Source organism: Nostoc sp. FACHB-133, from assembly GCF_014698055.1.
In the GTDB taxonomy this organism is placed as follows: domain Bacteria; phylum Cyanobacteriota; class Cyanobacteriia; order Cyanobacteriales; family Nostocaceae; genus Nostoc.
The window spans coordinates 15,136-39,611 of sequence record NZ_JACJSH010000027.1 but is presented as its reverse complement, the minus strand read 5'-3'; the positions used below and the strand labels follow the sequence as shown (position 1 = coordinate 39,611).

At 40.1% G+C, this 24,476-nt stretch carries 19 protein-coding genes; 11 read left to right on the top strand and 8 right to left on the bottom strand.

All coding sequences use genetic code 11. The features are described from left to right. Positions 1–22 precede the first annotated feature (22 nt). Positions 23–1,000 (top strand): HNH endonuclease, encoded by a 978-nt coding sequence (locus tag H6G86_RS21535; RefSeq protein ID WP_190936017.1) that lies wholly within the window; start codon positions 23–25, stop codon positions 998–1,000. Here H6G86_RS21535 and H6G86_RS21530 read toward each other — a convergent pair whose 3' ends face one another. After that, the gene (locus tag H6G86_RS21530) at positions 1,001–2,599 is read right to left on the bottom strand and encodes a DGQHR domain-containing protein (RefSeq protein WP_190936016.1); all 1,599 of its coding nucleotides are present in this window, start codon (positions 2,597–2,599) and stop codon (positions 1,001–1,003) included. 154 nt (positions 2,600–2,753) lie between these two features. On the opposite strand from H6G86_RS21530, the gene dndC reads away from it, so the two are divergent. The 3 genes from dndC to dndD all read left to right on the top strand — a co-directional run bounded on the left by dndC (position 2,754) and on the right by dndD (position 7,254). Continuing rightward, complete coding sequence (gene dndC / locus H6G86_RS21525; RefSeq protein ID WP_190936015.1) at positions 2,754–4,376, top strand: DNA phosphorothioation system sulfurtransferase DndC; 1,623 nt, start codon at positions 2,754–2,756, stop codon at positions 4,374–4,376. A gap of 76 nt (positions 4,377–4,452) precedes the next feature. Then, positions 4,453–5,073 carry a Uma2 family endonuclease gene (locus H6G86_RS21520; protein ID WP_190936014.1) on the top strand — a complete coding sequence of 207 codons (621 nt, stop codon included), beginning with the start codon at positions 4,453–4,455 and terminating at the stop codon, positions 5,071–5,073. Between the two features lie 192 nt (positions 5,074–5,265). Next, a complete protein-coding gene (gene dndD / locus H6G86_RS21515) occupies positions 5,266–7,254 on the top strand; it encodes a DNA sulfur modification protein DndD (RefSeq protein ID WP_190936013.1) in 1,989 nt (662 codons plus the stop codon). Between the two features lie 22 nt (positions 7,255–7,276). Here dndD and brxL read toward each other — a convergent pair whose 3' ends face one another. The 5 genes from brxL to H6G86_RS21490 are packed head-to-tail and all read right to left on the bottom strand — an operon-like array spanning position 7,277 to position 16,500. Next, positions 7,277–8,725 carry a BREX system Lon protease-like protein BrxL gene (gene brxL, locus H6G86_RS21510; RefSeq protein WP_190936012.1) on the bottom strand — a complete coding sequence of 483 codons (1,449 nt, stop codon included), beginning with the start codon at positions 8,723–8,725 and terminating at the stop codon, positions 7,277–7,279. After that, complete coding sequence (locus tag H6G86_RS21505; protein WP_190936011.1) at positions 8,697–10,904, bottom strand: hypothetical protein; 2,208 nt, start codon at positions 10,902–10,904, stop codon at positions 8,697–8,699. The genes brxL and H6G86_RS21505 overlap by 29 nt, the downstream gene beginning before the upstream one ends. Continuing rightward, positions 10,894–15,213 carry a hypothetical protein gene (locus H6G86_RS21500; protein ID WP_190936010.1) on the bottom strand — a complete coding sequence of 1,440 codons (4,320 nt, stop codon included), beginning with the start codon at positions 15,211–15,213 and terminating at the stop codon, positions 10,894–10,896. Before H6G86_RS21500 ends, H6G86_RS21505 begins: the two co-directional genes overlap by 11 nt. Positions 15,214–15,245: 32 nt before the next feature. Beyond that, entirely contained in the window at positions 15,246–15,686 is a 441-nt protein-coding gene (locus tag H6G86_RS21495; protein WP_190936009.1) for a hypothetical protein, read from the bottom strand. Beyond that, positions 15,676–16,500, bottom strand: a complete 825-nt coding sequence (locus H6G86_RS21490; RefSeq protein WP_190936008.1) for a DUF4007 family protein — start codon at positions 16,498–16,500, stop codon at positions 15,676–15,678. The genes H6G86_RS21495 and H6G86_RS21490 overlap by 11 nt, the downstream gene beginning before the upstream one ends. A 191-nt stretch (positions 16,501–16,691) precedes the next feature. On the opposite strand from H6G86_RS21490, the gene dndE reads away from it, so the two are divergent. The 7 genes from dndE (at position 16,692) to H6G86_RS21455 (ending at position 22,445) form a co-directional block, all read left to right on the top strand. After that, positions 16,692–17,078, top strand: a complete 387-nt coding sequence (gene dndE, locus H6G86_RS21485; RefSeq protein ID WP_190936007.1) for a DNA sulfur modification protein DndE — start codon at positions 16,692–16,694, stop codon at positions 17,076–17,078. A 70-nt stretch (positions 17,079–17,148) separates the two neighbouring features. Continuing rightward, the gene (locus H6G86_RS21480) at positions 17,149–18,606 is read left to right on the top strand and encodes a DNA phosphorothioation-associated putative methyltransferase (protein WP_190936006.1); all 1,458 of its coding nucleotides are present in this window, start codon (positions 17,149–17,151) and stop codon (positions 18,604–18,606) included. Positions 18,607–18,851: 245 nt separating this feature from the next. Beyond that, on the top strand, positions 18,852–20,144 hold the full coding sequence (locus H6G86_RS21475) for an AmpG family muropeptide MFS transporter (RefSeq protein WP_190936005.1): 1,293 nt from the start codon (positions 18,852–18,854) through the stop codon (positions 20,142–20,144). Then, on the top strand, positions 20,129–20,530 hold the full coding sequence (locus H6G86_RS21470; RefSeq protein ID WP_190936004.1) for an ABC transporter permease: 402 nt from the start codon (positions 20,129–20,131) through the stop codon (positions 20,528–20,530). The genes H6G86_RS21475 and H6G86_RS21470 overlap by 16 nt, the downstream gene beginning before the upstream one ends. A gap of 202 nt (positions 20,531–20,732) precedes the next feature. Next, entirely contained in the window at positions 20,733–20,924 is a 192-nt protein-coding gene (locus tag H6G86_RS21465) for a DUF8624 family small hydrophobic protein (RefSeq protein ID WP_114082728.1), read from the top strand. A 17-nt stretch (positions 20,925–20,941) separates the two neighbouring features. Further along, a complete protein-coding gene (locus H6G86_RS21460) occupies positions 20,942–21,508 on the top strand; it encodes a GNAT family N-acetyltransferase (RefSeq protein ID WP_313931304.1) in 567 nt (188 codons plus the stop codon). Between the two features lie 178 nt (positions 21,509–21,686). Next, a complete protein-coding gene (locus tag H6G86_RS21455; RefSeq protein ID WP_190936003.1) occupies positions 21,687–22,445 on the top strand; it encodes a HEAT repeat domain-containing protein in 759 nt (252 codons plus the stop codon). An 86-nt stretch (positions 22,446–22,531) separates the two neighbouring features. Here H6G86_RS21455 and H6G86_RS21450 read toward each other — a convergent pair whose 3' ends face one another. Then, complete coding sequence (locus H6G86_RS21450) at positions 22,532–22,939, bottom strand: phosphomannose isomerase type II C-terminal cupin domain (protein ID WP_190936002.1); 408 nt, start codon at positions 22,937–22,939, stop codon at positions 22,532–22,534. A 115-nt stretch (positions 22,940–23,054) separates the two neighbouring features. Next, the gene (locus H6G86_RS21445; RefSeq protein ID WP_190936055.1) at positions 23,055–24,398 is read right to left on the bottom strand and encodes a PQQ-dependent sugar dehydrogenase; all 1,344 of its coding nucleotides are present in this window, start codon (positions 24,396–24,398) and stop codon (positions 23,055–23,057) included. Positions 24,399–24,476: the final 78 nt, after the last annotated feature.

The window sequence follows — 24,476 nt, the reverse complement described above, 5'->3', positions numbered from 1 at the left end:
TTTATATAAAAATAAAATAATAATGAGTAAAGCACAACAGCCATTACATCAGCGAAGTTTAGTTTATTACTGTGAATGCTTTTCTAATATTAAGGTATATAAAAGTATAAAAAAGGGTGATGCTCTTAATAAACCCATATTACTTTTATCTATAATTGACCTAATTACACAAGATTTAATAACAGATAATCGTATTACAATATCAGATGAATTGATTGATATATTTAAGAAGTATTGGGAAGTACTTGCTTCTAGTACTTTTAAGGGAAGTGATTTTGCCCTTCCTTTTTTTCATCTAAAAAATGATCAAGGGAAATTTTGGCATCTTAAGTATAGTTCGGAATATGATGGTGGTCGTCCGCAAACAATTCCCAAACTCAAGGAAGATGTTGATTATGCATATTTGGATGATGAACTATTTAATTTTATTCAAGATGAAATTTCTAAACAAATATTAATTGATGCACTTGTTTCAGCTTGGCTACCATCTGAAGATAATACGATAGAAAGTTTTTTAAACATTAACCAAAATTTTGAAGATGCACCTTTACAAATAGACAAAACTATTGAGTCTAGTAATTTAGATCCTAATGCTAGATGGAGATTAAAAAAAGCATTAATTAGAAATGCTTTTTTCAGGAAAGCCATTATAAGTATTTATGATTACAAATGTGCTTTTTGTGGACTTAAAGTAACTAAATCTGTAACTCAAAACATCGTTGAAGGCGCACACATAAAGCCATTCTCACAATTCTATGACAGTAGAATTCATAATGGAATAGCACTGTGTAAAAACCATCATTGGGCATTTGATAGGGGTTGGTTTGCTGTAGATGAGCAATACAAAATTATAGTTAGTAATGATTTGGAAGAAGCATCTCCCCATAGTAAACCTATGAAAGATTTTCATGGTGAAACAATACTTCTACCAAATACAGAGCAACATTTTCCAGAACTGGAAGCGCTGCAATGGCATCGCCAAAATATATTTCAAGCATAATTACAGGACAGGTGGAAGTCCTACCGCTTTCGGTTCAACAAACTTGCCATCAAAACCTATAGTTTTATCTTCCACAGTCCTAGCATCTGCCAAAGCCTTACGAAGTTCAGCACGTTCCATCTGTTCCTGAATTCCACCCAGAATGTAAACCAATAACTTCGCGGCTAAATCTCGTCCAGCAACCTGCACCCGCTTTTTATTCGGGTCATACAAAACCCCATACCAGAGAGATTGGGGATATTCCATACCACTAAAACCACCTTGCTGGTCAAACTTCCGCAGTTTCTTAAAAATATCTGCTAGGGAAAAACCTTTTTTAAAAACCAAAATCCCTAAAGCTTGCGCTAATGCAACTTGAGCAACTGGACGGAAAAGCATATTTCCTTCACCTCCATCTTTCTCAAAGCTGAAGCGCCGTAAAGCTGGTGTATCCTCGTGTTCTAAAATTTTATAACTGGAAAGACTAGCCAAAGAATCAAATAGCTTTTTAAATTCCTCAATTCCCTGCTCAATTTCTTCATCCTCTGGACGCATGGGAATTAGACCTTTTTCTAAAGGTTTCCAATGAGGAAACTTATGAACCAAATATCGCTCAGACATATCTTGTAGAGCTTGTAAAGTCGTCAAAACTGTAGAATTGGAAGCGACTGTTGCACTATTCCAATTAACACGGGGATTGCGCTCTTGTCGTTGTTCTAATAGTGGATGTGTAACTGCAATTTTTCTAGCAACGATCGCAAAACCATCATCTTCATTCAACTGTGTTAGTTGCCCTTTAGTCAAGGGTGCAGCCATCAGGTTCACATGAACAAAAATCGACCTCACCCTGCGCCTCGCCTCGGTGCGAGTTTCCCCAGCCGCTACCGCACAGATAAACTCAATACCAATTTTTTCCTTGGGTAAATTTTGCAAGTAAGCAAGGTCTACTTGGTATTTTTCTATCAAATCATTTACTGTAATAAAACTGTCATCAGCACCTTTATCTTTTTTATAGCGCTGGAGTTTACGAGTTTTAATTAACTCCATCAACCCCTGAACCCCCATTAATCGGTGTTGCCCATCTAGTGCATAAATGGTTACATCATCCTCAGAAATATTTAGCAGACCTACCTTACCGTCTTTATCTAGAGGTATAAAATCAGTCGTAGACTTGGTGGCGCGTCCTTCACTATCCCACTCAGCAGCTTTGGGATTATCCACCCACGGTTGATTAATTACTACTAGCACCGGTGGAAACTTATGGTTGTGTCGAGCCGCTAAATACTGCACTAGCGGCGCTTGACGTGACCAATCAAGGGGACGCTGTTGAATTTCATCAATGCTATCGGCGTCAATCTCGACATTATCAGTCTCAGGATTATACTTTTTTTGAAACAGAGGTAAGCCAGAGGCGAAGTGAACCCGACCTGCAAACCATTCCAAGGTAACAGAGCTAACATAAGCCTCAGTACCACCCATTTCGGTTTTTTGAACGAGAATTTGATCTTTTCTTCCTAAAAACTTCTCCAGGAGTAAAGCTAGTACCTGTTTTTCCTTGTTCTCCCGTTCTAGGTACTCTCTAGCAATGTCAGCCGTTGGGTCAGATGCACTATCTTTCATGTTAAATTTTAAAAACAGAATAAGATTATGTCGTTTAATTATCCAAAAAACTGGATATTAGTAGTAAAGTTTTTAAAAACTTTTTTCAACGTATTTTGTAAATTTTGTCTGTGTAGCCCGAATATTAAGCCAGTGTTTCCAGAGAGAAGGAGAAATGACTACAGCACAACAACCAGAAAATAAAATTCAGCAAACACGTACTGTAGCAGAGTTAGTGGACTATATCCAAGCTCTCACCACTGAAATTCAAGAATTGTATTGTTTAGATGAGATACCTTGGGTGGTGGGCTATTCAGGTGGCAAAGATAGTACTGCTACCTTACAGCTTATCTGGAATGCGATCGCAGGACTCCCCCAGGAAAAGAGAACTAAAACAATCCATGTTATTACAACTGACACGCTGGTAGAAAACCCTGTAGTCTCTGTTTGGGTACGTAACTCTTTAGAACAGATGAAAGTTGCTGCTAAAGAGCAAGAAATGCCAATTGAACCCCATTTACTTTATCCTGCAATTAAGGATACCTTTTGGGTAAACTTAATTGGAAAAGGCTACCCAGCGCCGCGAAACAGATTTAGATGGTGTACTGAACGCCTTAAAATTCAACCATCTGACAGCTTTATCCGTGCAGTTATTAGGTCTAGTGGTGAAGTAATTCTTGTCTTAGGTACGCGTAAGGCTGAAAGTACAAAACGCGCCGCGACGATGGCTAAACATAGAGAATCGCGGGTACGCGATCACATAAATACTAATCCCAACCGACCTAACTCATTGATTTATCTTCCTATTGAAGATTGGCGTACTGATGAAGTTTGGATTTACTTAAATCAGTGGCAAAATTCTTGGGGATATAGCAATAAAGACTTATTTATTATGTATCGAGGTGCAACAGCCGATAATGAATGTCCGCTAGTTGTTGATACTTCTACTCCTAGCTGTGGTGATTCTCGATTTGGCTGCTGGGTTTGCACAATCGTTAGTAAGGATAAATCGATGGAAGCGATGATCCAAAATGATGAAGAGAAAGAATGGATGCAGCCTCTATTGGATATTCGCAATGAATTAGATATTAAAGAAGACTGGGACAAAAGAGACTTTAGAAGAATTTGGGGAGATGTCCAATTATTTGAACGTGATAAAGATGGGGAAAAAACTGTTGTACCAATACCAGGGCCTTACACTAAATATTGGCGGGAACATTGGCTCAGACGATTATTAGAAGCGCAAACAAAAACCCGTCGGACAGCGCCAGAAAATATGCGCGACATCACCCTAATTACTCTAGAAGAAATGAGCGAAATTCGCCGCATTTGGCTAGAAGACAAACACGAATTTGATGATAGCTTACCCCGGATTTATCAAGAAGTGACAGGCGAAGAATTTCAAGACCCCCGCCCTGGTGCAGACTATAGCCTATTAGGTCGTGATGAATGGATAGTATTAGAAGAAATCTGTGAAGGTGACGCGATGCACTTGGAACTCATGGCGAAATTGTTAGACACAGAACGCCAGTATCGCAAAAAGACTCGTCGCGTGGGGATATACGATACGTTAGAAAAATGTTTTAATACGAGTTCCCGTTCTCCAGAAGATGCGATTAAAAATGCTCGTTTGAAACGTGAATTAAGCGAAGCAGTTAGTCAAGGTGATGTTGCAAAAGTCAAGCAGATGACTTTGGGCGATGTTGCAGCAATCAATGAAATAGATGAAGGTAAAACTGAAAGTGATGAAGAGGTAACTTGGGCAAGTATGAAATTTAAAAAGGAAAATTCAGAATAATAGAAGACGGGAGTCAACCAAACTACTTTAAAGAACGCTTGACAAAGTTGGGTTATCTTAAAAAAAGCGAGGTTCTATGATTCAAGCTATACACAAATTAGTAACTTTTGAAGATTTTGCAGCTTGGCGGCCTGAGGGTGGGAGATACGAATTACATGATGGCGTGATTGTTGAAATGGCACAAACAGTGGGAGATCATGAGGATGTTGTTGGTTTTTTGGCACTAAATATATCTATCGAAATTGGGCGACAAAAACTTCCTTACTTCATTCCAAAAACTGTATTAGTCAAGCCATCTGAAAGTGAATCAGCTTATTCACCAGACATCTTAATAATCAATCGACCAAATTTAGTGAATGAGCCTTTATGGAAAAAAGAATCAACTGTATCTCAAGCTACATCTATTCCCTTAGTTATTGAAGTTGTTAGTACTAATTGGCGAGATGATTACTACAAAAAATTAGCTGATTATGAAGCTATAGGTATTCCCGAATATTGGATTATAGATTACGCGGCTATAGGTGCTAGGAAGTTTATTGGCAATCCTAAGCTGCCTACTATATCCATTTATCAATTAATTGATGGTGAGTACCAAGTTACTCAATTTAAAGGCGATAACCATATTGTCTCGCCTACTTTCCCAGAATTGAATTTAACCGCCGAACAGATTTTTCAAGCTGGAGGTGTGCAAATCTAGCCACGCTTACCAACAACGAGACAGATACAATCGCATTTCTTAACAGTTAGTGATGGTATTATCTATATTTCATAGACAATATTTTTATCAATGCGTCAGACAAAACCATCTAATTAATTTTATCTGATTCCTTTCATCACAAACTTTCTGCTTCTGCGATCGCTGTCGAACTCATGTTAATCTTAAAAATCAATGATATTTCTTGAACTCGTTCTACAAAACTTTGGCCCCTACAGTGGCAAACAGGTAATCAATCTTAACCCAAAAATTGATGAGGAAAGCTCACACCCAATTATCTTATTAGGTGGGATGAATGGCGGCGGAAAAACCACACTTATGGATGCCATTCGTCTCGCCCTTTATGGCCCCCGCGCCCAATGTTCTACCCGTGGTAATTTAAGTTATAGCGATTTTCTCAATCAATGTGTTAACAACAAAATAGATCCAGTTGCAGACACTCGTATTGAATTACTTTTTGAACATATTGAAAACGATAAGCCAATAAAATACCGTGTTGTGCGTAGTTGGACAAAAAACCCTAAAGACGGTAAAGATACATTAGGTATTTTAGGCGACAGTGATACATGGCCTGATGCTTTAGTTAATATCTGGGATGAATATATTGAAAATCTTTTACCGTTAGGTATTTCTAACTTATTTCTCTTTGATGGTGAACAGGTTAAAGAACTCGCAGAACAGGAAATACCACCACCAGTTGTAGTAGATGCAATTCGCGGACTTTTAGGACTAGAGTTAGCAGATCGTTTAGCAGTTGATTTAGATATTTTAGTTAATCGTAAACTTAAAGAAGTTGGTAATAGTAAGGATTTAGCAAATTTAGAGGAAATTGAAACTAGGTTAACCCAACAGCAAGAAGATTATCAAACAACAGAAGAGAAAGTAGAAACTCTCAAAAATCAGGTAGAAGAGTTAGAACAAAAGCAGCAAGAAGCCTTTGATAAATTTATTTCTGAAGGTGGGAAGATTGCAGCCGAACGCAATCAATTAGAACTACAACAGAATACAAAGACTGCGGAAATCGAACAAGTACGTCAGTCAATGTGTGAATTAGCGGCTGATGTTTTACCTTTGGCATTAATTCCCAATTTGCTTATTCAGGCGCAAGCACAGGGAGAAAAGGAATTTCGCCATCAACAGATACAAATTTCTAAAGATTTGTTAATTGAGCGAGATCAGCGCTTACTTACTTGGCTCAATCAAGTCGAAATTTCCACGATAGAAATTGAAAAAATCCAATCATTTTTAATCCAAGATGTAGATAGTCTATATGCAAAGACTCTCCAGACAGAAGCACCTTGGTTATTAGCTGATGATGAAACTTTAAGTCAGCTAGATAATCTGATATATCACTTACAAAATTCTAAACTTTCTGCAAAAGAGAAATTAGCTATTCTCAAAAATAAAGAAGAAGAAATTCATACTCTAGAAAGGCAAGTGCAAACAGCAGCAGCACCAGAAGATTATACAAAGCTGCGTCAAGCACTAGAAGCAGCACAAAATCAAGTTGTTGAAGCTAAAGCAAATTACGAAACAATCCGCCGCCGTTTAGCTGAATTAGAAACTATTATTGCCAAGTCAAAGAGAGAATTAAGTGATTATACTGTAGAAAATATTAAACATAAAAATAGCGAACATATTATTACGTCAGCAGCGAAAGTTCAAAACACACTCAAGATTTTTCGTGAAAAGTTAACCCTGCGAAAACTCAATAAATTAGAAGAGGAAGTGAAAAATTGCTTCCTTTATCTTCTCCACAAATCAGACTTAGTGCATCGCATCACTATTGATACTAAGACTTTTAGCCTTTTGCTTTACGATTTAAATGGTAAACCAGTCCCTAAACATCGTTTATCAGCAGGTGAAAAACAATTACTTGCGATCGCCTTCCTCTGGGGTTTAGCGAAAGTCTCTGGACACCGCTTACCAGTAGCCATCGATACGCCACTAGGTAGACTAGACTCCTCTCACCGCAGTAACTTAGTTGAACGTTACTTTCCATCCGCCAGTCATCAAGTAATTTTGTTATCTACGGATACTGAGATTGGCAAAAAAGAAGTAGAAACACTGCGAGAAAACGAAGCGATCGCCCGCGAATATCTCCTCAAATACGACTCCTCCACCCGCCAAACAACAGTAGTAGAAAATCAATATTTTTGGTGATTCTTTTAGTGGGATATAGTATTTACTTTGTCTCCACATAAATTTCTCTACCAAACTGCCTAAATTCATCATCGAGATAATATAGCGAATTTCGGATTGCTTGGCGTAGTTTACAAGCGGGTTCCAGGCAATCGCGATCGTAGTCCATTAATGTTAATTCTAAATGAGGATAGAGAATTTTTAGAAAACCCGATGCTGATTTGAGAATAGCATTTTGGTCACGAATAGTCACATTTTTGGCAAATTTAGTATGCTGTTCTACGTAGAACCTGAAGCGATTGTCTTGGCGTAGAGATAGCAATACTTCACCAAAGAAATCCATTTTTAAACCAACTTGAGAAGCTACCATTTCTTTTTGAAACTTCGGAATTTTCCAACCGGGAATGATACCAGATAATCGGTCTAATAATGCAGTTTCAGCAAAAAACTTGGGGAGGTTAGCAATTAAATTATCTTCATTGCGTGGTTCTAATTGCTCGTCTAATTCAATATTAGCTAGCATCACTAACCCGCAGTCACTAGAAATATCTGCAAAACCAGAGCGATTATAACGACCACTAGCCAGATAATTTTTAAGTGGCCCAATCACCTCTTCAGGATTATCGAAGGTTAAACTTTGAACTTCATCTAAAACCACAACTTCATGACGACCGAGTAACCCAACTTCTTTAGTTCTGCCGTTGATAAACAATTGAGCAGGAGTAACTTTACCACCACTAATCAAAGTAACTTTACTACTGATATTTTCAAAAAAGAAGCTTTTTCCAGTACCTTTAGGAGCTAATTCTATGACATGATAATTAGCTTCCACTAATGGTAATAACCTAGCCAAAATCCATGTTTTAGCTTCCTGCTGATAACTGGGATGCTGGGGGTTAAAACCCATTGAGCAAAATATTAAATCCCGCCATTGTTGTGTATTGAATTTTGCCCGACATTCCGCATAGCCTTGTAAATCAACTTGTGAACATTGAAATGGTTCAAAATCCATCACTTCCACTTTGCCATCGGGAAGCATAGCCAGAGTAATTTTGCCCCATATCCCTTGGCGTAGCAGTATTTTATAACGTTCGACAATATCAGTCGCAATGCTACATTCAGTCAAGTTTAATGCAGGAATTTGTGCTAATGGTTCAGGAATTACTCTTCCTCCCTGTTCTAATTTAATGCGAACCTGCATTAAAGCAATGAGTTTTCGGATTTCCCCTTGAGTGAGGTCAAAAATAATTTCATTACGGTCATCTTTCTGGGGAAAGGCTTTTTTAATAAAACTATTGATTTTCTCTAATTCGATTGATGTAAGTGTTCCTGATCCGGGCACTATTTTATCTAATAACCATTCAGCTACAAAACTAGGTACGCCAATAGAACTTAGTCCACTAGATGGTAGTCTAGTTTTATCAATACAGAGATTTCCGAAAACCTCACGAACCAAATCGTTATTATAGGTTGTTGCTTCCCAAGAATTCATCTATATCAAATCCACTACTATATATTTGGTTAATAATAATTTTTGAGTCAGGAGTGAGAGCAGTGCTTTCAATTTCAGCATAGGCAAACCTAAAAGTTAAATTGCCAGTTAAAGATAAGTTATTTCCCGGATAATTTGGGGGCAATGTGGGTATTTCAGGAAGTATTACCTGAAAACTGAAGCGCTGATTAGCAAGAATTTCCTGTTTTAATAATTTTCCCTGCTGAAAATCAGGTAGTTCGTGAATATATAGGCAAAGGTCTGTTAGCGGCACTGAGTTAGGATTCTCAATAGTAATTTCCAGTTCTCCTGCCTGTCTGGGTTTGCCTTCACCAAAGCAAAAAACCAGCACAGGAAGACGTTGGATCGATTTTCGCAGAACAGATACGCCGACCACAATTTCTTCGGGAAATAGCCCACCGTGAGAACCGATGATTTTTTGATTGCTAGTGTAGCTAAAAGAACCTAAGCTGGTGGAGCCTTTAACAATACTAATATCGTGAGGAAGACCGTAGCGATCGCCTTCTAAAACCACAAACCTAGTATCATCAGTTTTACCAATCGCCATTCTCCCCTTAGCTTCCAGTTCTGGAGGGCAGTGGGTGATTTTTTCGGAAGTACCCATCATTTGACCATGATCGCTGGCAATAACGATTCTGAGTGCATCTGGATTGGGGTATTGTTGCAAACAGTAATCAATTTTCTTGGCAATGCCTTCTAGGGTATGGGGACGGTCAAGTTCGTAAAGGCTTTGCCAGTCTTTTTGAGTGTGATAAAGACTATCAAAGATATCTGTATCCCAGCAATACAACTTAGAAGTCTTTTTTCTCAAAGCGCTGTAAAGTTTGTCAACTTGTCTATCTGTATAACGTTTGCCCATACCCATTTTCACAAAAGCTTTGCCAGCATCAGCAACCCAAGCAGAATCACTGGGCAACAATTGAGCATATAGGCTCCATTTGGCATACTCTGTTTTAGTGGGCAAAATACTAAATCGAGGCTCAATGGCAGTTTCTACAGCCAGTTTGTAATTATTCGTTAGTAAAGACAAAAGTTCTAGATGATCTAACCATCCTAAGCCATCGACCACAACCCAAAAAACAGGACTATCTTGGCAAAGATTTTGTACTTTTGATGCAACGCTGTAGTTGAGGTAGGAATTTTCTACTGAGTCTACCTGCATCTGGGGATAGTGCTGAAGCATCCACTCAACAAAGCTATCCGCCAAACTATCACTAATTTTTGGTGCAACGGCAGGTTGCTTAATAACTTCCCAGCGACGGAAAGGCAGGTAATCTTTTGTTGCCCAAGCTAAAGCTTGCCCAGGAGTAGCATCTAAAGCCAGGGGTTGGGGGGGATGTTGATTAAGACTTAATTCTTGCTTCTGCTGAGGGCTAAGATAAGGGATAACTTTGGCTTCCCTGACTTGATTAATCCAGTTAGGTCGATTGCCAAGAACCTTGTAAGCACAATTTGCAATTCGCTCCATACCTACTTGGTTTGCAAGCATTAGGGTATCCAGAACTTTACCTTCGGTGCGAGAGATGAGTTGTTCCCAGTAGTTGTCAAACTCTTGTCTGAGGAAGTCGGGAACTGGCAAAGGATACTTGCCAATGTCGTTGAAGACTGGTTCTGCTATGCCTAACCAGCGACGTAGGAACAATAATTTATCTTCGGTCTGGTAATAGTTTGCTAACTCATGTTCCTTGAAACGTTGCTGCCAAACTCGCTCTAGGGGTTTGTACTCTTCTGGAATTGGAATTGACAACCAAGTGGCGAGATGTGAAATGGAAGGTTCAGCAAACCATATTTGTCCATTACTGTTAGTAATGTTGTCTGCCAAAAAGTAGGCAATGGGGTTGTCTTGGGGATAAGAATCTAACTTGGTAGCTAGAATCAGTAGTTGCTCGTCAGTCCAGTCATGGGGTAACGGTACATTAGCAAACAATTGTCCTAGTATGTAGCGGGGATGCTGCTTAATCTCCGTGATTTCCTCACTTCTATTCCACGATCGCAGCCAAGTTTCTGCCCATTTGCATAATCGCTCACCTCTTACCCAGCAAGGATCGGCACTGACACCAAAGAACTGTATCCATTCCACCTCTGTTGTAATTTGGATATAGCCGGAGGGAATATCGTATAATCCAGTAGGGTCTAATATGATATGTTTATCGCTCATCCGTCTTTTCTGAGAGAATTTGCCCTAACCTCTCGTACACCTTTTGTTGCTCTAAACGGGGAAGTTGCCGTAACAGTACGAAAATTTGATTGGTTATATCTTTCTTCTGTTCCTCAACGCATTGACGTTCTATATTCTCTAGTAATTGAATTTCTGTAACACTAATTAAGCTAATATAATCAGATTTTTCAGCTTGAATTTGCTCAAGTAGATTGTTTGCTACCTCTAGTTTCTCGGCATCATCAACCGATTGGTTTATTTGAGTACAACTATTTTCTAAATCTTTGACCCATTGCTGGGCAGCAGCTTGTTTTTGTTGAAGAATTTGCGATTTTTTTTGTTCATATTCTTCTATTTTATGCCTAAAATTTGCTTCTAACAGAGAAATCCTCTCTTGAAAGCGGTCAGCATTATAAATATTCAACTCTCCACTAGTAATTATTGCTAAAGCATCATTACAACTGGCAATAGAATCACTTTGTAGATAGCGATTTTCTAGACTTTGTATTTGCTCTAGGTCATGCTTTAAACTCTGAATTTGTGATTGTAGTTCTTGATAATTTTCGTAATCATCCGAATCTTGAAAGACAACATCAAGCTTGGCGTATTCAGTATTAATAACATCTAATTCCGTGAGATTGTTTACTGACTGTAGTTGAGTGCGGAGATTCGCCAGACTAGAACGATCGCTAGTGATTTTGTTTTGAATTGACTGCACAATTTCAGCAAGTTCATCCTGAAATTTATCGGGATAATTGAAGCGAGATTGTAAACTTTCAATTTCTTGAAGCGCTTCTTGAGAAAGATGAATAGTTTTGATTTTTGTTGCAGAATTACGAATATTGTGCATAATTTGTGTATCTTCAGCTTGCTTTTGCCCTTCTTCTGCCTGCTGCTTAATATCTGCTAATCTCATATTGCTGGTACGCAGGGCATTTTGCAGACTCTCAATTAAGTGGGGAGGCAAGTCTGCAATTTGGTTAATTTGGTCAATAATTTGTGGAATTTCTCTTTGATAAGCATTGCAAGCTTGTTCGGTAGATAGTAATTCAGCACGCTTGTTTTCTGCTGATACAAGTTGGTCAATTTTATTACTGACCGTTTGAAATGCTTGAGAGAAGCGATCGCGTTGTTGTTGTGTTGGTAAAATTGAGTTGTTTGGCGATCGCTTCAACAGTTGCGGATAAAGTGGTAAAAGTGCTGCCAGTTGTGCATCATGAGGTAAGTTTTCCACAGCTTGCACTGGTTGGAACCACTTGTCAATTTCAGCAACCGCAGCACTCACCTGCTTTCTATTCTTAGTTAATTCTTCTTTCTGTAACTCATCCGGTTCATTAGATTCCAAAAAAGCAACAACTGCCTCCAGATACTGCTGTGCCTCATCGTAATAATTTATTAGCGATGCCGAAATTGGCATTTCTGCTTGTTGGCGACGAATTAGTTTGGACTTTTGTTTAACAATCCAGTCGTCAACAAATGCGTTGGGGTTTTGGAGAATATCTGTATTACCCCAGTCTTTTAAGGATTGTGTTTTCAACGTCAAATTTAACTTTTTGGAAGCAAGTTCGGTATAGCCCCTAAGAGATACTTCTTTGCGGTGGATTGCCAGCCATCCCGCTAGCAACATAGTAAAGTTATACTCGCTATAACCAAAAGGTGGCGCAGAAAGTACTTGCCAGATTTTTTCCAGGTCAATAACTTTTTGTGGCAATCCTTCTAAATCAGTTATTTCAGAAATTTTATCCCAAGCAGCGCGGATTTTTTCATTAATTGGTTCTTGAACAATATATTTATCAGATGTTTTCTTGAATAAACCCCATAACCGGACAAAAATCTGGTCAATAACAGTACTATAAGAACGGTCAGGCAGTGTCTGTTGACTGAGATTATCTTCTATAAAGATTTGTTTGGCAGTCCAGCCGACAATTTTTTTACCTGTGAGATGTCCTGAACGCATCTTATCGATTTCATCCACAGGAGGAACAAAGGGATATAAATCTTGTAACAGTACACTGATTACCCGTTGCGCCTTACGTTGTTCCGCAGATGGAATTTTCTCCAGTCCCACGCAATGGAAAGTGCAATCATTTAATAACCTTTTTAAGCGTGTATTGACTTCTTCTTGCCAACGCTGAAGAAGTTGTTTATAAGCTGTTCCAAATAATCTTTTGTCAGCAGCGTCAGTTTCCTCTAAAACTTTTATCTTCAAAATTATACGGGCTAAATTTCCAGTTTCTTCTATAGGAATTGCAACCGCAATACGATTTTTAATTGGTGATTTAGCTAAATAATTAGATATATTATTACGAAATGCTTGCAACTCTTCTTGAGTCTCTGCTAGCACATAAGCTAAAATTCCCTTTTGTTTGGTATCTCGGAGAGTACGATTGTTCTCTAGCGCTCTAATGAATTCATGAATACTATATATCTTGAATTCAAACCGCCAATCTTCACTGACTAACTTATTATTTTTAACAAACTGTGTAGCAATAATCTTATCATGAGACGGATATTGTTTAAGAACACTAATCTGCCCACAGTAGGCAACAACGTCATTAATTGATGTTGTCTGAGATTTGATTTTCTCTTCAATTTCTTCTTGAACACCTGTAGGGTTAATTCCTTCCCAGAACCGATAAAGCTTAATTTCTGGTCGGTGGTAAATTAAGTCTCTTTCCTTTTCTAATTTATCTAGTGCTGTCTGGAGTTTCAATTTAGTTAAACCGGTCAAAGCTACCAAAATTTCTTGATGATCTTCCCGGTCAGACTTGGTAAGGTTCTCTCCACTAGCTTCATACAAAAATAATGCTTTTATAACAATTAATTCATCAAGATTATCAGCACCTGCAACCAATTCTACAGCTTTTTTGTAGTGATTATAAACAGGATAGTTAGAAAAATTCTCAATAAAGGTATCTACTAAAGCAATGGGATAAATGTAATTAAGTTTTCCAGTATTTTCTACAGATTGAGTTGCGATAAAGTTTTTGACATAGCCTTTTATAAATTGGATAGCAGTTCGATCTTGGGTAAAGTCAAGGTTGCACAGCAGATATGCTGTAAGAGGATGGAGGGGAAAACAACCCTCAGACAAGTGGGTATAAAACTCTTGGAAAGACCAGCCTTTGTTTTTATAAATTTTAATTCTTCCCTCGAAGGCGGTTTCAGCTTCTCTTCTCAGTGTGTTATGCCATTGAGAACGAAATGTTTGCCAACTGGAGTTATTTTTTCGCAACAATAAGTTTTCTATTACTAGTTCTAAGCTAGAAGTAGGATTATCGTAGGTAGTGCCATCTTTTGGTGCAAAGCGAGTTGCTATCTTTTGGTACTCTGGTATGGCATTTGCGGAAATCCCCAATGCCCTACCAGGATGAATTTGGGTGAAACTTAGTAGAGCAATTTTTCCTTTGTAGTTTTCGCAAATGTTAGTAATATTTTGCAGTGCAGTACCCCCAGCACCTATGTCATCTGCTGCCCAAGATTTCAGATAGTAATTTAGCTCATCAAATAAAATTAAAATACCCTGATAGTGAGCGTTTTCACCAGTACAGTAATTTTTTAACAAATCTTCGAGAATTACTTGAATATTTATATCGGCAGTAAAATCAAGAGTAAATCCTGTGATTTGAAAGGCAAGTTTTTTAACAGTCGATATAACACCAGAGTTATTTTCTCTGAGTAAGCGAATGAGAGAATTTAAATCACCATCAGGATTACCAATACTTTCTAGATATTTTTCTGCTTTTACCCTATTCTCTGGATTCAAACTTTCCAAGTAGCGTAACGGTTCGCTGCATATATGTTGTGCCAAAGAATCCTGAATACCTGCTTCTTCCAGATTTTTGACGAGTTGTTGCAGAAATTGCTTCCTAATGTCGCCGCCTTGATCTCCACTAAGACAAATAACCAAATGTTGGTGGCGTTGGTTTTGTTTAAAAAGCTTCAACCCTTCAGAAATAGTCTGATTTTTGGCAAATGTCGCTTTTTCTACTTGTGACAAAATCCCTTGCACTTCCTGACTGTGGAAGGGTCTTTTGAAAAAATTGGCTACAGCGATCGCAAAATGAGATTTACCCTTACCATATTGTTGAATCATCAAATGGATATTCGGCTGATTTGGACTATGATAGCTACGACGCACCGCATCCAAAATACCAACCGTCGATAGTTCAGGTTTTGTTAAATCGTAATTAAAGATAAAACTCTCACACAAAAGCAAATTCTTTTCTAAATCATCCAACATGCCAAAGTTGACAGAACTGGCAATACTACCCTTTTCGTTAATTTCAACAAGTTGGTTGAGGAGCATAATCAATTAAAATAGCAAATGCAAGGTGATAATTATCCTGAAGGAATACGCTTAATTCGCTCTGATGACCAATTTTTGGGTGCTAGTTGCTGAGGTAACAGTATCCACAAAAGTTTTTCTAACTTCCGAGTTTCTTCCAGTTGCTTCCAAAAAAGGGTAATGTGACTGCCAGATGTCACCTGTAGATAAGTAATCAGACAATCTAACCCTTCCAATAAAACAATTTGCTTATTAACCCCATAACACATTGACTTGATCGCATCCAATTCCAGATCCAAATTATGATGAAGCGTGAGAAAGTTTTCTCCCGGATGAATCCTTTGTAACAAATTTTTTCGGTAGTTGACCCGTTCAGCATTATTATCAAAAGCGATACGTACTAGTTCAGTTTCGTCAGGTGTATCCCACAGTAGCAAGTGAATTCTGTCATCGGGTCTGGCATCTCGCAGTAGGAAATCAGCTTTATCCGTCATAAGCTTTTTCCAGCAGTGCCAAAGGTTCATCCCAGCGCGGAATCACTTGGAAAGGAGGTACTGCCCGTCGCTGTTCGATGATACCGTAAGCTTCTAGTGCATTTAGTTGTTCCTGTAGTGCGTCTGCTTTGATTCCCAATACAGCAGCAATTCCCATTTTCTGGTTCAAGATGGACTCGGTAAGAACAGAACCTTCGCTTTTAAAGTCACGTTCCCACAGCTTGGCTAGGAAATATCCCACCAGATACGAGTTAGGTAAGTGGGCATTTCCAGCAACATATTTATCCTCTTGTTGAGTGATAAACTTGCAGGATGCTAAAGCTTGAAACTCAGTGTATGCCCGCAAGATAAATTTAATTCTGTCAGCAATAACTTTACTTTCTTCTTCAAACTCGGAAGCAATATGATACAATAATTCCTCGCTAGTAAATTTACTATAACGAGGCAAAAACGTATGTATAAAGTAAGTCCATCCACCCCAATCAGCAGGATTTTCTGGTGTTTGTTGTAGTCCTTTATCACCAAAACTTAAATAAAAGTGCATCAACCAGTCTGTAATATTTGACTCAAATCCTGAGTCTAGTCGCAAGACAATTTCCCCTTCCCGACTGGGGCGATTATTCTTAATTAACCCTGCACGTACTGCCCAACTTTTTACTCGTCCTACTTTGCCATTGCCTAAACTTGTTTTCTGCATCAAATTAGGCAAGCTATCATTTAAACCTTTTTCTTGGGCAGCAGTATGAAGCAGCCTATTGATTTCGTCTTTTTTAAAGGAAAAAGAGCCATTAAAATGCAATTGCAATTTAGCCATAATATATTTTATAAATGCGAAGTTTAATTAAATATATTTTCCTGACACTAGATTCAAAATATGTATGAGATATTGACTGCGAAAATATAGACAACTATTGAATTGTATATTACTAACTACTATATATACCACTTTAAATATTGATATTAGTGTGCCTAGACAGACTCACTCTTTCCCTTTTACTTTTAGTTATGGAATCACCAATCGAAAGAATAAAACTCTCCCAAACAGCTAAAGACCAACTTACCAAACTTAAGCGCAGCACTAAAATCGACCAATGGAATATCCTATGCCGTTGGGCATTTTGTCGTTCCCTTGCAGAATCAACCACACCTTCCCCCGTTCCAATCCCCCAAGATAGCAACGTCGAAATGAGTTGGCGCGTTTTTGGCGGCGAAATGTCTGATATTCTCCTCCTCGCCCTCAAGCAACGCTGTCACAATGACGGTTATCCCACCGACAAAGAAACCCTCGCCACCCAATTCCGCTTACATTTGCATCGCGGTATTGGTTACTTAGCAGGCGATCCAAATATCAAGAAAATTGAAGATTTAATTGAACTGGCTGTTAAACCTTGAAAGAATATTAGCTGCTAACTGTCTTAATTACGAATTACGAATTACGAATTACGAATTACGAATTAGTATTATGCCTGAAGCGCTAGAAATTGAGCGTCATAGAGCTGCGATCGCTCGCATTGATATATCTCGCCCTGTACGATTGGCTATAGAAGGGTCAATCCTCAATCAAGACACAACTTTTTTTGACTACGGTTGTGGCTACGGTGGTGATGTGCAGCGAGTAAAAAACTTAGGCTATACCAGCGCAGGTTGGGACCCTTACTACTATCCCGATGTACCACGCACCCCCGCCGATGTAGTTAACCTGGGTTATGTCCTCAACGTCATTGAAGACTCAGAGGAACGCCGCCAAAGCCTAATCCAAGCCTGGGAACTCACGGGGAAAGTTTTAATTGTCGCGGCTCAAATACTAATTAACGCTCCCAGCAAAACCCAACTTGCTTACAATGATGGCATTGTGACGCGCCGCAATACTTTTCAGAAATATTACGAACAACAAGAACTCAAAACTTATATTGATGAAGTCCTAAATGTTGATGCAGTACCGATCGCACTAGGCGTTTACTTTGTTTTTCGAGACGAAGCCCAAAAAGAAAGCTACAAAGCTATCCGCTTCTTTTCTACCACCTCTACACCCAGAGTCCGCATCCCCGTTAAGCGGTTTGAAGACTATCAAGAACAGCTGCAACCACTCATGGCTTTTTTTACCAAGCGCGGTAGACTACCTGTGAAAGGCGAATTGGAAAATGAACAGGAATTAATGAGCGAATTTGGTAACTTTCGCCGCGCCTTTGGTGTAGTTTTGCAAGCTACTGATGAGGCTGAATGGGATGCGATCGCTTATCGTCGTTCTCTGGATATCCAAGTGTATCTCGCCCTGACCCACTTTGATAAACGTCCTGCATGGCAAAAGCTAGCTCCAGAAATGCGTCACGATATCAAAGCCTTTTTTAGTAGCTACGAGGAAGCGTGCCTTGTAGCTGATCAAAAGCTTTTCAGCTTAGGTAAACCTGGGGTGATTCAAACTGCTTGCGAAAAAAGCAAAATTGGAAAACATACACGCGGTGCCCTTTACGTTCATGTTTCCGCATTAGCAGCACTTGACCCCATACTACGAATTTGTGAAGGTTGCGCTAGCCGTACCATTGGGCGTATCGATGAAGCCACGTTGATCAAATATCACACTGATAAGCCGCAAATATCCTATCTGTCTTACCCCGAATTCGACACTGATCCTCATCCTGCATTGAAAGCCAGCATAGGTATTGATTTAAAAACCCTAGTCGTCACTCATCGAGACTATGCAACTAGGGAAAATCCGCCGATTTTGCACCGTAAGGAAACATTTGTTACTAGTAACTATCCACGCTACGAAGAATTTGCTAAACTCACCCAACAAGAACAGGAATTAGGGCTGCTTAACCAAAAAAGCGACATTGGTACGCGTGAAGGTTGGGAAAAATGCCTTGCCACACACAGAGTAGAAATCAGGGGGCATCAGGTTTATCCAATTCAAGAAAGTTAATAAAACGCTGACACTATAAGGTTATCCTGAATTTGTATTTAACCCAAGTAAATCTTGGTAGTTTGTCATGTTTGCGGAAATTCACACAGCAGCGATGACAGTTTCAATCCCCGATCGGGATTAATAAGGAACTGCTGCCGCTCCGATAATTCAAACCTTTATAGGTACTAGTTACATGATATACTTTTACATTTCCTCGTTGGATTTTATTGATATTTCCTCAAAAGAGGCAAAAAATTGAACCTATGAGGAAAATTAAATCGCTACTGGGAGTTTTCGGTAGTCGCAAGATGGCGGCTTTATTATTTTTAGGTTTTTCATCGGGTTTACCGTTATTGTTAATCGGTAATACCTTAAAGGCTTGGATGACCGTAGAGAAGGTAGATTTAGCAGCTATTGGTTGGTTTAGCCTTGCCAGTTTGCCTTATTCCTTAAAATTTTTGTGGTCGCCTTTGGTAGACAGGTTCACCTTACCAATTTTGGGACGACGACGGGGTTGGTTAATTTTGACGCAGATTGCTTTGATTGTAGCGATCGCATTCATGGCTTTTCAACAACCCAAACAAGCATTACAACTACTAGCAATCAACGCCATAGTCATTGCCTTTATCAGTGCAACTCAAGATATTGCCGTTGATGCCTACCGTACCGACGTTTTAGAAAAACTAGAAATGGGGGCTGGTGCAGCAGTTTTTATCTTAGGTTATCGAATTGCCCTGTTAGTCGCAGGTGCTTTAGCCTTAATACTTGCTGACAAACTACCTTGGTCATCGGTTTACTTGTTTATGGCAGGGACGATGGTAATTGGTATTCTTGCCACCTTGTTCGCACCGGAACCCAAGGAAATTAGCCCTCCAGCTTCTCTCGTTGATGCTGTCATCTTGCCCTTTGGAGAATTTTTTCAGCGTCAAGGGATTATCAAAGCTATTCTCATGCTTGCATTCATTACTCTATACAAGCTAGGTGATGCTTTGTTGAGCAATATGACCACGCCTTTTTTGCTGCAAACAGGTTTTACCAAAACCGACATTGGGGCAATTCAAGTGGGAATGGGGTTAATTGCCACGATTGTTGGCGCTTTAGCAGGTGGTTCAATTTTGAGTGCGATTGGCATCAATCGATCGCTTTGGGTTTTTGGTATTCTACAAGCAGTAAGTAATTTAGCTTACTTTTTTCTAGCATACATCGGTAAAAACTACCAAGCTATGGTACTTGCCATCAACGTAGAACAATTTTGTGGTGGATTGGGGACAGCAGCCTTTGTTGCCTTTTTGATGAGTCTTTGTAACCAGAGGTTTTCCGCAACCCAATATGCTTTGTTATCCAGCTTAATGGCTGTCAGCCGTGATATTCTGTCGGCCCCTGGAGGTGCGATCGCTCAAAGTACGGGTTGGCCTGTATTTTTCTTAATTACCATTGCCGCCGCCGTACCAGGACTACTTTTATTACCAGTATTTGCCCCCTGGAACCCTCAGCCAGTGGCAGTATCAAGACCAGGACTTGAGGACGAAGAAGAGGATATATGGGGAATCAAGTAGTTATTGCTGTCGGCACATTCATCCTCTTACTTACTGGTTTATTACTTGGCTATGTTCTCTCGCAGTTAGTTCTAGGATTTCTAGCATTTAACCTCTTAACTTTTTTCGGAACACTCAGCCTAATTTTAATTTTTGGGACACTTTATTACGTTTTATTTTGGCAGTTACGAAGAGATCAGTCCCGACCATCAACTATAAATCAAGGAATACCAAACCAGGTAGACGATGATGTATCTGATAGCTATCTAAAAAACAGACTGATCGCTAAATTATCTGGTGACACTGCCGCAGCCGAACGGTTAATTGAACAGGCAAAGGAAACTTATCCTGGGATGCCGGAAAATTGGTATTGCGAAAGAGTGCTTGATGACTTAGAGCGCAGCTAATAGTGCTGCGGGAGCAGGGAGCAGGGAGCAGGGAGCAGGGAGCAGGGGGACAAGGGGACAAGGAGAATAATTATACTCAATTCCCAATTCCCCATTCCCTATTTCCCATTTCCATATACAGAAAATTGCTAAAATAAAGAATACTTCATAAATCTTCAGCTAAGTTCTCGTAAGAGTTTCTAGCCCTCTTTGTAATTAAAATATGGCTATTTTTCGTCAATACATCGCTCCACTGCTTGTAGTTTTGGTATTTGTCTTTGCCCTAGTCGCAGTTAGCGCCCGCATATTTTTACCCTCTGATATGGCAGCACCCGCACCAATTGAAGAGGTTGGGGTAAGTTCTCAACCCACTCCCGCTAATTTGCCACCAGCAATCCAAAACTCAGCTAGTTAATTCAATAAACGCCAGAAGTGTCTGAGCAACTACTACCGGGGTATATTATTCGCCGTGGTTCCTTATTGGAGCGATCGCTACTGCTTAAGTTCATGCACCGAACTTACCAGGATCTCTTTCCCAATGAGGATTTTTCTCACCTAGAGCAAACAGTTAAGCAATACTTTTCTAGCGATACGCCCTTGTGGTGGGTAGAAGAGGATGGGGAGCAGGGGGACAAGGGGACAAGGGGACAAGGGGACAAGGAGAATAATTATACTCAATTCCCAATTCCCAATTCCCAATTCCCAATTCCCAATTCCCAATTCCCCATCGCCTGCCTTTGGGTGGGCAATGCCATAGATCAAGTGCAGGGTAATCGTCATGCTCACATCTTTATCCTCTACGTTGTACCAGAACATCGGCGGCAAGGTATTGGTAAAGCCTTAATGCAATACGTGGAAAATTGGGCTATTCAAAGAGGCGATCGCCAGATTGGATTACAAGTCTTTCAATCAAACAAACCCGCATTAAATCTTTACAATCAGTTAGGTTATCAAACCCAATCCCTGTGGATGGTAAAATTCCTGAGTGCAGAAAAATAAAGAAAAATAAAATAGAGGATAGCCGTAATATACTTTAGTGTTTGAGTATGTAGCGGTTCTCGTTTGGATAAAATTCGACGAGGGGAAAAGAAAGTGTATAATTACGCAACTTATAAAGTTTTAACTTATTGGCACGGGGGATTATGTGTTAATCCCTTTTCGGGATTGAAATGAAATTATGTATGACGAAGACGATCTAAGCCTACTCGATATTGAGGAGGAACTAGAAAGCCCCCTAGATAAAATAGAGCCATTAACTGACGATTCAGTTGTGGTGAAGCCCGATCCTGAAGTGATGCTAGCCCTCCTGGAAAATCCCCAGCCCCAGCAAAGAATGTTAGCGGCGCGTGCTTTTTGTGATATAGAAGATACGCGTGCTACCCCCCATCTGATTCGCCTGTTAACTGATATTTGTCCTTTAGTCCGGGTGAGCGCATCTTATGCTCTCGGACGCAATCCAAGTTCAGAAGCAGTGGCTCCATTAATTGCTCAACTAAACAGTGATTGGAATGGCTACGTGCGTAAAGGCGTTGTTTGGGCTTTAGGAAACTGTCGCGATCGCCGTTCTTTACCGCCCCTTGCAGATGCCCTAAGAACTGACATTTCCGCAGTGCGTCTGTGGGCTGCTAGCGCCTTAGCACAGATGGCAGAGGTTGGTTATGAAGCAGTTATCGGGGCAATTCCACCATTAATTGAAGCCTTAGTCAAAGATCCCGTGGCAGCAGTGCGGAGCAACAGTGCTTGGGCAATTGGTCAACTGTGCCGCGAATTGCCTTCTAATGTAGTTTATGCCACAGCGATCGATGCTCTAATTCAAGCCTTTGCCGAAGACCAAGACCTGGGAGTCCGAGAAGATGCGAAAGCTTCACTGTTAGGAGTGGGCGATCCCCGTGGCTTGCAGCTGATTGAAACCTTGGAACAAGAAGGATGGTTTTGATTGGGCAAAACAATTCTGAGTGCTGAGTTAGGAGTTAGGAGTTTTCTTTTGTCCCCTTGTCCCCTTGTCCCCTGCTCCCCCATTCCTTACTGTCCTTCAGCTACAGATTTGACCAAATTTAAGTCATAAGGGCGCTCAGTATCATCTTCGCCCAAATACTCACCATTTTGAATTTCCAGAATAACTAGCGGGATGTGTCCAGGATTTTCTACCTTATGTAGGGTTGCTGCGGGAACATAAGTTGATTCGTTGCGATTCAGTAATATTTCCGCATCGCCACAAGTAACCTTGGCTACACCGGAAACTACAACCCAATGCTCATTGCGGTGATAATGAATTTGTGGTTTAATGCCGTGTCTGGGCTTGATTTCAACACGGCTAATTCTATAGGTATCTCCCTCTTCGATCACCTCCACCTCACCCCAGTACCGTGTGCCTGAATGCGGAGGCAATTCGTTGATATTTGACTGAGTATTATTTTCGTTGGGAGTCATAATGAATTTCTCAACCAGATAAGTATTAGTATTTTTCTGTAATTTACCGTAAACGGGATAAACCTGGATAGGGAGATACAGTCACAACTGCTGTAACTTTACTCTAGGGAATTATTCATCCCCCCGTATATTGAATCCGATAAATCCGATTATTAGCTTCTTCTGTTAGTAGTAAACTGCCATCTGGCAGCACCAGTAAACCTACAGGTCGCCCCCAAGTAGTTGGTACAGAAGGATTTAATAAAAAGCCTGTGAGAAAATCTTCGTAGTAGCCAAGCGATCGCCCTTTACCATCGAAGGGAACAAATACAATTTTATAACCAGTACCGCGATCGCGGTTCCAAGAACCTCGAAAAGCAGCAAAAGCACCGTTGCGGTATTTTTCTGGAAATGTTTTACCATCATAAAACTGCAAACCCAATGCTGCTGAATGCGCTTGGAACAGCACATCTGGCGTTTGGGTACGGGCTGCTAAATCGGGGCGTTTACTTTTACCATCCGTTTTTTGACGCGGATCGAGGTTGTTTGGTGTCAGATAAGCATAAGGCCAGCCATAAAATGCCCCCTGTTTAACCCGCGTCAGATAGTCTGGAACCAAATCATCACCGATTCCATCGCGTTCGTTAACAGTGGCGTAAAGTTCCTTCGTTATAGGATGAAAGTCTAAACCAACAGGATTACGCAAGCCGGAAGCGAAAGTTTGCTGCTGGGAACCATCTAAATTCATTATCTGTATCGAAGCCCGTGGTAGGGGTTCCTCATCTACATTGGTTCCTGAACCAACTGAAATATATAATTTATTGCGATCAGGTGAGACAACGACATTGCGCGTCCAATGATTGTTATAACCTTGAGAAGGCAAGTCGGCGATTTTTTCCCCTTTACCTGTAATCTTGTTTTGACCTTGAGTATAGGGAAAACGCACCACAGCATCTGTATTCCCCAAAAAAAAGGATTTATCTACAAAAGCCATTCCAAAGGGTCTATTGAGTCCGTTGTCACTACTAGCAAAGGTTTCTCGAACATCAGCTACACCATCGCCATTGCTGTCACGCAACAAACGAATGCGATTTTGCCCGGTTTCAGTCACCAGAACATCACCACTAGGAGTTAAAGCTAGCCAACGTGGGGCATCTAAACCTTCGGCAAAGACGTTAACTGTAAAGCCTCTTGGTACGCGCAGCAACGGATTTTGCGGAATAGGCACAACTTCAGGCCGCTTGGAAGCACTTTCTGTTGCAAAGGGTGCTGGTAAATTCTTCAGATTTATCCGAATGGGTGTAGGTGAAAGTGCTTCAGTACGAACAATATTTTTTGGCTGTGTAGGATTCTGTGTCCGTTGGGCAGAAGGTATCGATTCTTGTGGTGTGGGATTATCTGAGGAAGCGCGTGTCTGGTTACAGGCTGCTGCCAAAATCATTAAAAAAACTGGTAGCAATAAACGCGCAAAAACTTTCATGACGGTGGACACCATGACACAATTTACTTAATTTAGACTTGAGACTTAATAATTGTCGCCAGTCTAAAGTCCGATTTT

Coding starts and splice junctions, on each gene's coding strand:
- H6G86_RS21465 (WP_114082728.1), top strand. CDS start 20,733: ATGGCTATTTTTCGTCAATACATCGCTCCACTGCTTGTAGTTTTGGTA.
- H6G86_RS21530 (WP_190936016.1), bottom strand. CDS start 2,599: ATGAAAGATAGTGCATCTGACCCAACGGCTGACATTGCTAGAGAGTAC.
- H6G86_RS21455 (WP_190936003.1), top strand. CDS start 21,687: ATGTATGACGAAGACGATCTAAGCCTACTCGATATTGAGGAGGAACTA.
- H6G86_RS21450 (WP_190936002.1), bottom strand. CDS start 22,939: ATGACTCCCAACGAAAATAATACTCAGTCAAATATCAACGAATTGCCT.
- H6G86_RS21520 (WP_190936014.1), top strand. CDS start 4,453: ATGATTCAAGCTATACACAAATTAGTAACTTTTGAAGATTTTGCAGCT.
- brxL (WP_190936012.1), bottom strand. CDS start 8,725: ATGAATTCTTGGGAAGCAACAACCTATAATAACGATTTGGTTCGTGAG.
- H6G86_RS21470 (WP_190936004.1), top strand. CDS start 20,129: ATGGGGAATCAAGTAGTTATTGCTGTCGGCACATTCATCCTCTTACTT.
- H6G86_RS21505 (WP_190936011.1), bottom strand. CDS start 10,904: ATGAGCGATAAACATATCATATTAGACCCTACTGGATTATACGATATT.
- H6G86_RS21495 (WP_190936009.1), bottom strand. CDS start 15,686: ATGACGGATAAAGCTGATTTCCTACTGCGAGATGCCAGACCCGATGAC.
- H6G86_RS21445 (WP_190936055.1), bottom strand. CDS start 24,398: ATGAAAGTTTTTGCGCGTTTATTGCTACCAGTTTTTTTAATGATTTTG.
- H6G86_RS21480 (WP_190936006.1), top strand. CDS start 17,149: ATGCCTGAAGCGCTAGAAATTGAGCGTCATAGAGCTGCGATCGCTCGC.
- H6G86_RS21475 (WP_190936005.1), top strand. CDS start 18,852: ATGAGGAAAATTAAATCGCTACTGGGAGTTTTCGGTAGTCGCAAGATG.
- dndE (WP_190936007.1), top strand. CDS start 16,692: ATGGAATCACCAATCGAAAGAATAAAACTCTCCCAAACAGCTAAAGAC.
- H6G86_RS21535 (WP_190936017.1), top strand. CDS start 23: ATGAGTAAAGCACAACAGCCATTACATCAGCGAAGTTTAGTTTATTAC.
- H6G86_RS21500 (WP_190936010.1), bottom strand. CDS start 15,213: ATGCTCCTCAACCAACTTGTTGAAATTAACGAAAAGGGTAGTATTGCC.
- dndD (WP_190936013.1), top strand. CDS start 5,266: ATGATATTTCTTGAACTCGTTCTACAAAACTTTGGCCCCTACAGTGGC.
- dndC (WP_190936015.1), top strand. CDS start 2,754: ATGACTACAGCACAACAACCAGAAAATAAAATTCAGCAAACACGTACT.
- H6G86_RS21490 (WP_190936008.1), bottom strand. CDS start 16,500: ATGGCTAAATTGCAATTGCATTTTAATGGCTCTTTTTCCTTTAAAAAA.